8 protein-coding genes are annotated in these 9,489 nt (G+C 63.5%); all 8 read left to right on the top strand.

From position 1 onward, the window contains the following. Positions 1-358 precede the first annotated feature (358 nt). A complete protein-coding gene (locus IEX25_RS19125) occupies positions 359-1,876 on the top strand; it encodes an FGGY-family carbohydrate kinase (protein WP_188717282.1) in 1,518 nt (505 codons plus the stop codon). Between the two features lies 1 nt (position 1,877). Continuing rightward, positions 1,878-3,521, top strand: a complete 1,644-nt coding sequence (locus tag IEX25_RS19120; protein ID WP_188717280.1) for a glycerol-3-phosphate dehydrogenase/oxidase — start codon at positions 1,878-1,880, stop codon at positions 3,519-3,521. A 447-nt stretch (positions 3,522-3,968) separates the two neighbouring features. Beyond that, entirely contained in the window at positions 3,969-5,801 is a 1,833-nt protein-coding gene (locus tag IEX25_RS19115) for a sodium:solute symporter family protein (RefSeq protein WP_308421456.1), read from the top strand. Between the two features lie 10 nt (positions 5,802-5,811). Next, positions 5,812-5,943 carry a putative transporter small subunit gene (locus IEX25_RS20235; protein WP_229665488.1) on the top strand — a complete coding sequence of 44 codons (132 nt, stop codon included), beginning with the start codon at positions 5,812-5,814 and terminating at the stop codon, positions 5,941-5,943. Positions 5,944-6,343: 400 nt separating this feature from the next. Further along, complete coding sequence (locus tag IEX25_RS19110; RefSeq protein WP_188717277.1) at positions 6,344-7,015, top strand: WHG domain-containing protein; 672 nt, start codon at positions 6,344-6,346, stop codon at positions 7,013-7,015. A gap of 92 nt (positions 7,016-7,107) precedes the next feature. Continuing rightward, positions 7,108-7,275 carry a hypothetical protein gene (locus IEX25_RS19105; protein WP_188717275.1) on the top strand — a complete coding sequence of 56 codons (168 nt, stop codon included), beginning with the start codon at positions 7,108-7,110 and terminating at the stop codon, positions 7,273-7,275. A gap of 17 nt (positions 7,276-7,292) precedes the next feature. Beyond that, entirely contained in the window at positions 7,293-8,270 is a 978-nt protein-coding gene (locus IEX25_RS19100; RefSeq protein WP_188717273.1) for an SDR family oxidoreductase, read from the top strand. After that, positions 8,271-9,008, top strand: coding sequence for a DUF4336 domain-containing protein (locus IEX25_RS19095; protein ID WP_103174873.1), 738 nt, complete (start codon positions 8,271-8,273; stop codon positions 9,006-9,008). It abuts the gene before it with no gap. Positions 9,009-9,489 lie beyond the last annotated feature (481 nt).

Below are 9,489 nucleotides of genomic sequence, written 5' to 3'. Positions count from 1 at the left end.
AGCGATAACCCAGCCGCCCCATCTCCAAGAATGTCTCCCGCCGCAACCAGCCTTCCCGGCCGCGTCGAGAATGCGTATCTAGAACACCAAGCCAGGAGTTGCAAGAGGAAAAAGCGGCGTCGCAAATTATTTCGATCTTCGGACCTAGGCCAGACCCGGCTGCCAAGGGGGCAAGGTGGAAGGGCGTGATGACCAGCAATGAAACAGCCTGGACGCTGCGTAGTCGGCTGATATGGCGGATCGCGGCGTGACGGCTTTCTTGATCCCCGCAACATCGTGTAACGGTTCATCCCGGCCGGGGACGTGACTGCCGCTGGCCAAGACAGGATGGCCTTGTGTGCCAACGGGAGTTGATGAGATGGCGCTTCTGCTGGGAATCGACAACGGTCTGACCGTGACAAAGGCGGTGATCTTCGACGAAGCCGGGCGGGTGCTTGCCACTGCCCGGCGCCGTGTCGCGCAGGCCATGCCGCAGCCGCGGCACGTCGAGCGCGACATGGACGAGCTGTGGTCCCAGACAGCCGCTGCCATTGCCGAGGCCGTTTCCACCTGCGGACAACCCGCCTCCGAAATCGTTGCGGTCGCTGCCACGGCTCATGGAGACGGACTCTATCTGCTGGACCGGGATGCGCGGCCGCTGGGACCGGGAATCCTGTCGCTGGACAGCCGTGCGGGCGATCTGGCCGACGAATGGCTGCGCGACGGAACCGCTGAAGCAGCCTTGGACCGGACCGGCCAGACGCCTCATGCTTCTGCTCCGTCGGCCGTCCTGGCCTGGATCCGCGACAATGATCCCGCGCGGTTCGGCAGGATCCGCCATGTCCTTGCCTGCAAGGATTGGCTGACCTATCGCCTGACCGGTCGGATAGGCACCGACCTGACCGAGGCCAGCACCTCGTTCACCGATGTCCGCACACAGCATTTTGCCTCGGACATCCTTTCCCTCTTTGGCCTTGCCGCCCTGTCGGCTGCATTGCCTTCGATCGCCTTGCCCGATGAGGCGATCGGCGGCATCAGCGCAGCCGCTGCGGCCGTGACAGGGCTTCGCGAGGGGACGCCTGTCGTTGCCGGACTGCATGACGTGACCGCCTCGGCCCTGGGGGCAGGGGGGTATGCCGCAGGCACCGTGGCCGTGGTCGCGGGTACCTATTCCATCAACGAGACCGTCACCTTGCAGCCGCGCGTCGATGGGCGATGGTTCTGCCGCAACGGGCTGCGGCAGGGTGAATGGAACGCGATGTCGATCTCGCCGGCCTCGGCCGCGAACTATGACTGGTTTCTGGATCGGCTTTGCGGCAGCGAACGTCGTGCGGCCGAAGCGCAGGGCCGAACCTTCCATGCCGAGATCATCTCCGAGATCAAGGCCGCGATGGCCCAGCCTTCATCGGTGATCTTCCACCCGTTCCTGTTCGGATCGCCGCATGGCCCCCATGCCAGTGCCGGATTTCTGGGGCTGCACGGCTGGCACGAGCGCGGCCAGATGCTGCGCGCCGTGGTCGAGGGGATCGCCTTCAACCACCGCCACCACGTCGATGCCCTGCGCGACGGCTTTGCACCCGATGCCGTGCGGCTGACGGGCGGGATCTCTCGCAGCCCGGTCTTTGCGCAGCTTTTCGCGGATGCCCTGGGCATGCCCGTCAGCGTGAGCGACACCGAGGAGGCCGCTGCCTGGGGTGCTGCCCTGTGCGCGGGATCGGGCGTCGGCCTGTTCGACAGCCCCCGTCACGATCCGCGCGACCTGGCGCGATTGACGACCACCTATCGACCCGACCCGCAACGGACAGCGCACCTGTCGCGCCGCTACGAGGTCTTTACCGAGCTTGTTGACGCGCTGTCCCCGGTCTGGCCGCGCATCGAGGCGCTTTCAAGGACATGACATGACCCATATCCAGAACATCGACGTCCTTATCCTTGGGGCGGGGATCAACGGCGCCGGGCTGTTCCGCGACCTTTGCGAACAGGGACTGACCTGCGTGATCGCCGACAAGGGCGATTTCGGCGGCGGCACCTCGGCCGCGCCGTCGCGGCTGATCCATGGCGGCATAAAGTATCTGGAAACCGGCGAGCTGCGGCTGGTCGCGCAATCAACGCTGGAGCGGAACCTGCTTCTGAAGAATGCCCCCCATCTGGTGCGCCCGCTGCCGACGGTGATCCCGATCTTCTCGTGGCTCAAGGGTGCCACGGCAGCCCTGCGGACGCTTCTGGGATCCACCACGGCGCCGCGCAGCCGGGGGGCCGTGCTGATGAAGACCGGCTTGGCGATGTATGACTTCTATGGCCGTCGCCACCGGGTCATGCCGCGCCACCAGCTTTGGTCGCGCAAGAAGACCCTGCGGGAGATTCCGCCGATCACCCCCCGGATCGTCGCGGCAGGGCAGTATTACGACGCCTGTGTCACCTTGCCCGAACGACTGGTTTGGGAACTTCTGGCCGAGGGGATGCGCGCCAATCCGGCATCGCAGGCCTGGAACCATACCCTGCTGGAATCGACCAACGGGGATACGGTGCGTCTGGCGACGGGGCAGGGGCAGCAGGTGCTGCGCCCCCGGCTAGTGGTCAACGCAGCAGGGCCGTGGATCGACCGGGTGAATGCGGCACTCGGGTCGCCATCCAGGCTGATCGGCGGCACGAAGGGATCGCATATCCTGCTGGACCATCCCGAACTGATCGCCACCCTGAAGGGCCGGATGATCTATTTCGAGGCCGATGACGGTCGGATCTGCCTTGTTTACGATTACCTTGGACGGGCGCTTGTCGGCTCGACGGATACCCGCGACGACGATCCCGACAATGTCGTCTGCAACGATGCCGAGATCGACTATTTCCTTGGCGCGTTGCGAAGCCTGCTGCCCGGCCTTGCCTTCGATCGGGACCAAATCGTCTATACCTATGCCGGCATCCGGCCCTTGCCGGCATCTGATGCGTCAAACCCCGGTCTGATCAGCCGCGACCATTCTGCCCCCGTTGCCGAGCCAACCGGCACGAGACGCTGGCCGATCATCTCGCTTGTCGGGGGGAAGTGGACGACATTCCGGGGCTTTGCAGCGGAAGTGGCCGATGTGATCCTGTCCCGTCTGGGCGAGACGCGGAAAAAGGATACCAGGCTTGCCCCTATCGGGGGCGGGCGGGACTATCCCCAGGATCAGCAGGGCTGGATCCGGCAAGTTGCCGCCGCAAGCGGGTCGGAACCCGCGCGCACGGCGACACTGCTGGCGCGCTATGGCACCACCGCGGCATCGATGCTGGCCGCCGAGGGCAGGAACCCGATGATGCTGCAGGATGCCGATTATTCCCTTCCAGAGCTGGACTGGCTGGCACGCAATGAACGCGTTCAACACCTGTCCGATCTGGTCATGCGGCGAACTGCGCTTGCCATCACCGGCCATTTGTCAGGGCGCGATCTGAACAGCATCGCGCAGGTCTGCGCGAGGGCGTTGAACTGGTGCGATGCACAGATCGAACAGGAATTGCAGGATACCCGGACGATGCTGGCCAGCCGGCACGGGGTGCGGCTGTCATAGGCGCGGCCCATCCGCTGCGGGCAGATCACGCCGGATGCCCTGACGATGCCGGGGACGTTCCCGACCCGACGGTCTCTCCGTGCAATGGCGCCGCAGACCTATAGGGAAGCCAGCGAACCGACGATGCCCGGGATCGTGCCGACCGGGCTTCATAGGCGCGCAACAGGAAGGCACGGCTGTGGGACAGCCTGATACGCGCCATCCGAAGCTTGGTGCGCTTGTCGGCCAGATGCCTGTGGTCTTCGCCCGGTCAGGCTGCGCCCTGTTGCCCTCGCCGCGACACTTCTACCTTGCGCAGCCAAGGACATCTCAACTTGCTTGCAACCTGTTCTTATTTCAGTGGAAGTCCGGCGTCCACCGCATCTCGCGGCACTGCTTCAAGTGCGCGACAACAAGCCGGCAGAGAGCCAAATCGGCCCAGGGGTTGCATAGAAAACCTGTCACGTTATGGTGCGCGGCGGTGATCTTCTGATCCCTCGAGAGCATCGGCGATATCTTTTGCGATGCCCTTCGTTGGTTCGCAGCCTTTCGGCAGATGCGGAGCAACCTGAAAAATACGCGGTTCATCAGGTGCGGCCGGGCCTCCGGTCGATTGCGCCTGCACTGGTCCGTGCGATCGCAACAACTGGCAAAGGTGCTATGCAGATCCAGCAATTGGGAACACCGCTCACCCTTCTTCTTCTGACCCTCTTTTTCGGCGTTACATTCCTCATCACCCTCTCGATTGGACGAAAGCAGGAGAATGCCGACCATTACATGACTGCAGGCAACCGTGTTGCCTTCGGTATCTCGGCGGCCTCCATGACCGCCACCTGGATCTGGGCATCCTCTCTCTACGCCTCGGCGACGGCGGGCTATACCTACGGGATTTCGGGCCCGATCCACTACGGGCTTTGGGGCGCCCTGATGATCCTGTTCATCTATCCCTTCGGGCGCCGCATCCGCAGCCTTGCGCCGCGCGCCCATACCCTGGCCGAGATCCTGCATGTGCGTCACGGCCGGTCGAGTCAGCTGATCCTTGCGGGATCGAACATCCTCGGCAGCCTTCTCAGCCTCACCTCGAACTTCATCGCCGGCGGCGCGCTGATTGCGATGCTGTCGCCCTTGTCCTTCTCGACCGGGCTCCTGCTGATCGCGATGGGCGTGCTGCTTTATACCCTGTGGTCGGGCATTCGTGCCTCGATCCTGACCGACTTCGTGCAGGTCTGCGCAATGCTGGGGGCGGTGGTCATCATCGTGCCTGCCGTGTTCTTTGCCGCGGGCGGTCCGGCGATCTTCGAGACAGGAGCCGTGAACCTGACCCCGCAGCAGCAAAGCTTCTTCTCATCCGACGCCTTCCTGAACCAGGGCGCGCCCTATATCGCGGCTGTCCTGGCCTATGCGATCGGTAACCAGACCATTGCGCAGCGCTTGTTCGCCGTCCGCGAGGACAAGATCAAGCAGACCTTCGTGACCGCAACCATAGGCTATGGCGCCACGGTGATCGGCGTCGGGATGCTGGGAGTTCTGGCCCTTTATCTTGGCCTCGAGCCCATGGGTGGCGACGTCAACAACCTCATCCCCCAGCTGGCTGCATCCTATCTGGGCGTGGGTTTTCTGTGCCTGTTCTTCATCATGGTGGTCGGTTCAATGGCCTCGACGGCCGACAGCGACCTGTCGGCGCTATCGTCGATCGTGATGACCGACATCTATGGCCGCAACATCGCCCAGCCCGGCAGCGCAAACCCGAAGCTCATGCTTCTGATCGGCCGGATCACGATGATCGTGGCCACGGGTGCTGCGACGTATATTGCTTCGAACCGGCTCAACATCCTGGAACTGCTGGTCCTTGTGGGTGCGATCTGGGGCGCGCTTGTTTTCCCGGTCATTGCCAGCTTCTACTGGGGCAGGGTGACCAACAAGGCCTTCACCATCGCGGTGCTGGCGGCCTTGGCCGTCTTCTTCCCTGTGCGCTTCGGCTGGGTCACGCTTAGCGGGCCGGTCGCAACGGTGTCCGACTTCTTCGCCGTCATCGGCGTGGGGGTGATCGCCGGGCTTATGTCATTCGGCTTTTTCGGCCTGCGTGCCGGGATCGCGACAGCATTCGTCGCAGCGCTTGCCGTCCTACCCTTAGGCATGGGCTTCCTGCACCAGTACCCGGTTCTGACCGCTTCGCTTCTGGCCTATGCGGTCAGCACCGTGCTGTGTGTCGCAATCTCTCTGGCCGGACGCGAACGGTTCGACTTCGCCCGCATCGCGGCCGAAACCGGCCGCTTCGACGAATCCCAAGCTGCAACCTGAGGAGGCTTTCGTGCCCACCATCTTTCTGACCCTTTATCTGCTGGTATGGCCGGTGATTGTTTTCGCCGTGCTCGCCGTCATTTCGCGCGCCTTCCTGGGAGAAATGCTGGAGGCCCGAAAAGAAGGCCGGACGATGATCTAGGCGTGATGAGAAAGGTTCCGGCTCAAGGCGTGCATCATCCGACATCCCACGTCATGCGCCTGCTGAAGCCGGTGCAGGGCCGAACTCGGCTTAGGGCTGGAACCTTCAAGGAATCGAGGCAGCTATCTTGCTGCAATTGTGTTCCATTCCAGGCCGGGGCGGCACGGCGGATATGCCCCCGAGAGCCGTCATGACTTCAAGGGCCCGATCCAGGGTGAGGAGGGTCAGCAAACAGTCGGCGAACTGTTTGCCTGATGGGCGCCAAGCGGTTCACCGGGATCTGTCCCGCCCCTTGGGGATGCGTTCTTCGTCTAACTGTCGGCCAAGCGATGATTGATCGCTGGCAATGCGTCTTATAAGACGCAAGGAAGCCTTTTCCTCGATCATCAGCTTACATCTCATGACTTTCACCTCTCGGCCGGGTCAGCATCTGTTGTCGGCTGCGGTCAGCACAGCGAGCGACCTCGCGGCCGAAACGGGCGAGCTGCCCCGTCTCAAGGATGTTGCCAAGAGGTTGAGGATCGAAAGGAAAACGCTGAAAGCTGTCATCCCTGATCGGGATTGCCTTCTTGGAGCTATGGCTGATGTAGCGCTGCAACGGCTTCTGCATACGATTATTCATCGTATCGCCAACTGTTCGTCCTCCTCACCCGTCTGCCAGCTGGAGGAGACGGCCGTTGCATATATCGAATGGGCCCGGCTTCACTCCCATGAATTCCGGGTCATCGCGAAGATACCTGTCGAATTGTGGGAGAAGAATCCTCACCTGCGCCGATACGAGCAGTCGATCCACGACCTTGTCGCCAAACTCCTCCAGCGCGCACAGCAGGATGGATATTTGGATCAGGATGAAGATCTGGCTGAACTACGCGCCATGCTTCATACATATGTCTTCGGGATCATTACTAAGATGATGCTGGGTGACTTGACCCGCTGGTCGCCGGGCCTCAGTGACCAGGATGCAGCCTTGACCGCGATACGCTTGTTCATTGCAAGGTTGTTCAAGCAGGTATCCACATCGCCAGATACCCTTCCTCCAGCACCAGAAGCGCCCCCCAAGCCTGAGCGGTAGGCAGTTCACCGACCTCAGTATCCGAGGGTGGAGGCCTTCGGTGCGCGTGCGGGTCCAGGAACCACCGGCTGTCCCTAGGCGGGCAGCAGGCTTTGGACCGCATCGGGATGGATCGCGGTGACGGCGAACCGGCCCCGAACCGGTCCGACACCGCAGCTTTGACGTCGATCACGCAGATTGCATGCGATCCGGCGCCCGATCCCATGCGGATCATGATTCCCGGGAACATCCCGCCGCGCCCGCCGTTCAAAGGCGAATGACGGCGAAGGGATCGCGAATGGGCGGCCGAAGGACACGGATTAGCGGCTCCACGGTGGTCATCACCGGAGCATCCAGCGGCATCGGGCAGGCCACCGCCGAAGCCTTCGCGCGGCAAGGCGCCTGCCTTGTCGTCGTCGCGCGGGACCGCGACACGATCGAGGCGGTGGCGCAGGACTGCCGTGACCTGGGGGCAAGGGCCATCGCCATCGCGGCCGACGTCACCGACGCTTCCGCCATGGCAGAGGTCGCCCGCGAGGCCGTGGGGTTCGGCGGTACGATCCATGTCTGGGTCAGCAATGTCGGGACCGGGGCCGTGGGCGCCTTCCACGAAGTGCCGCTTGAGGCCCATCACCGGGTCATCAGCACCAATCTGATCGGGCACATGAACGACGCCCATGCCGTGCTGCCGATCTTCCTGCGGCAGGGGCACGGCGTCTTCATCAACATGATTTCCTTGGGCGGCTTTGCGGCGGCACCCTTCGCCGCGGCCTACAGCGCCAGCAAGTTCGGTCTGCGCGGCTTTTCCGAGGCGCTGAGGGGAGAGCTTGTCCATCACAAGGACATCCACATCTGCGACGTCTATCCGTCCTTCGTGGACACGCCGGGCATCTTCCACGGCGCGAACTACACGGGCCGAGAGCTTTCGGCGCCGCCCCCGGTGCTGGATGCGCGCCGCGTGGCGAAGGCCATCCTGGACCTGGCCCTGCGACCCAAGCCCACCACCATGATCGGGGCACCCACGGCCCTGCTCCGGCTTGGCCATGCCGTGTCGCCGGAACTGACGACTCGGGCGATGGCGCTGTTTCTGGAATCGTATTTTCGCCGGGCGCCGCGCGCCGCCACCGGCAGCGGGAACCTGTTTCATCCACCGCACAAGGCCGGCCGCATCGACGGTGGGCTGCGCTCTCCGGCGCAGAGAAGCGCGCTGACCGGCCTTGCGCTTGGGCTGGGGGCGCTTGCGGTGGCGGGCGTGGCGCTGCGGAGGCGACGATAGATGGCAGATGTGACCTATCCACCCCTTGATGTCCTGAAGCCAGTCGCCGACGACATCTGGATTGTCGACAGCGGCCCGATGAAGGCCATGGGCCTGATCCCGATCCCGGTCAGGACAACGGTCGTCCGGCTGCAATCGGGCGAAATGATGGTCCATTCGCCATCGCGTTTCACCGTCGACCTGCGGCGCCAGATCGAGGAGATCGGTCCGATCCGCCACCTCGTGGCGCCCAACATCGCCCATTGGACCTTCCTGAAGGATTGGCAGCAGCAGTTGCCGGATGCCGTCACTTGGGCCGCACCGGGCCTGCGCAAGCGGGGCCAAGTCAGGAAGGCGGGCCTGCGGCTGGACCACGACCTGGGCAACGACCTCTCCCCCGGCTGGCCGTCCGATCTGGAGCAGATTGCCGTCCACGGGGCGGCAGGGTTCTGCGAGGTCGCGCTGCATCACCGCCGCAGCCGGACCCTGATCCTGGTGGATCTGGTATTGAACCTGGAACGGCACAAGCTGCCGCTTCTTGTGCGGCCCTTCGCGGCAGCCGCAGGCATCCTAGCCCCCCACGGCCACGCCCCGGCCTATCTGCGCGCGGTCGTCAAGCTGGCCGGGCAACCTGCGAGGGAGGAAGGGCGACGCCTGGTGGCCATCCGCCCGGACCGCGTGATCTTCGCCCATGGCCGCTGGTTCGACCATGATGCCGCCTCTTCGCTGGAACGCTCGCTGCGCTGGCTGACGGGCTGAGTCCCAGGGCAGCAGGTCAGGTGGCAGGGGCCATCGTCAAGGCGACTCCGGATCTGATGATCTGACGGGGCGAACGCGCGCCCTTCGCCGGAAGCCGACGCGGTCGCGCGGGCCAGAGGGACGGCGGGCAGCCGAGAAAAGCTGCTTCTTTGCGCCTCGAAGGGAGCAATCAAAGGTTGCTATCGTTTGTCGATAGTACATTTCCAGTTGCACCCCAGTTCATTTTAGAATCGCTTGGTTATCGTCATGCCTCTCGATCAGGAATGCGCTCGAACAAGGCATATGCCGTACAAGGTCGTCATCGCCGACGACGACGCGACGCAGCGCATCTCCGCATCATCCGTGATCAGCCGCATCGGCTTCACGCCCATCCTGGTGTTGATTTCCACCCAGAACTGAGCCGGCATTTCCATCGAGAAGTGAGCCACCTCTGACTATGGATTTCCGGTCATTCAGTGGTCAAGGCGTGATCGTTCTCCTT

This window comes from Paracoccus acridae (genome assembly GCF_014642735.1).
Classification (GTDB): Bacteria; Pseudomonadota; Alphaproteobacteria; order Rhodobacterales; family Rhodobacteraceae; genus Paracoccus; species Paracoccus acridae.
The sequence above is the reverse complement of the archived record's forward strand: the minus strand, read 5'-3'. Positions and strand labels throughout refer to the sequence as shown.

Bases quoted from the DNA above. Each gene is read 5' to 3' on its own strand.
- IEX25_RS19100 (WP_188717273.1), top strand. From the start codon at position 7,293: ATGGGCGGCCGAAGGACACGGATTAGCGGCTCCACGGTGGTCATCACC.
- IEX25_RS19110 (WP_188717277.1), top strand. From the start codon at position 6,344: ATGACTTTCACCTCTCGGCCGGGTCAGCATCTGTTGTCGGCTGCGGTC.
- IEX25_RS19125 (WP_188717282.1), top strand. From the start codon at position 359: ATGGCGCTTCTGCTGGGAATCGACAACGGTCTGACCGTGACAAAGGCG.
- IEX25_RS19095 (WP_103174873.1), top strand. From the start codon at position 8,271: ATGGCAGATGTGACCTATCCACCCCTTGATGTCCTGAAGCCAGTCGCC.
- IEX25_RS19115 (WP_308421456.1), top strand. From the start codon at position 3,969: ATGGTGCGCGGCGGTGATCTTCTGATCCCTCGAGAGCATCGGCGATAT.
- IEX25_RS19120 (WP_188717280.1), top strand. From the start codon at position 1,878: ATGACCCATATCCAGAACATCGACGTCCTTATCCTTGGGGCGGGGATC.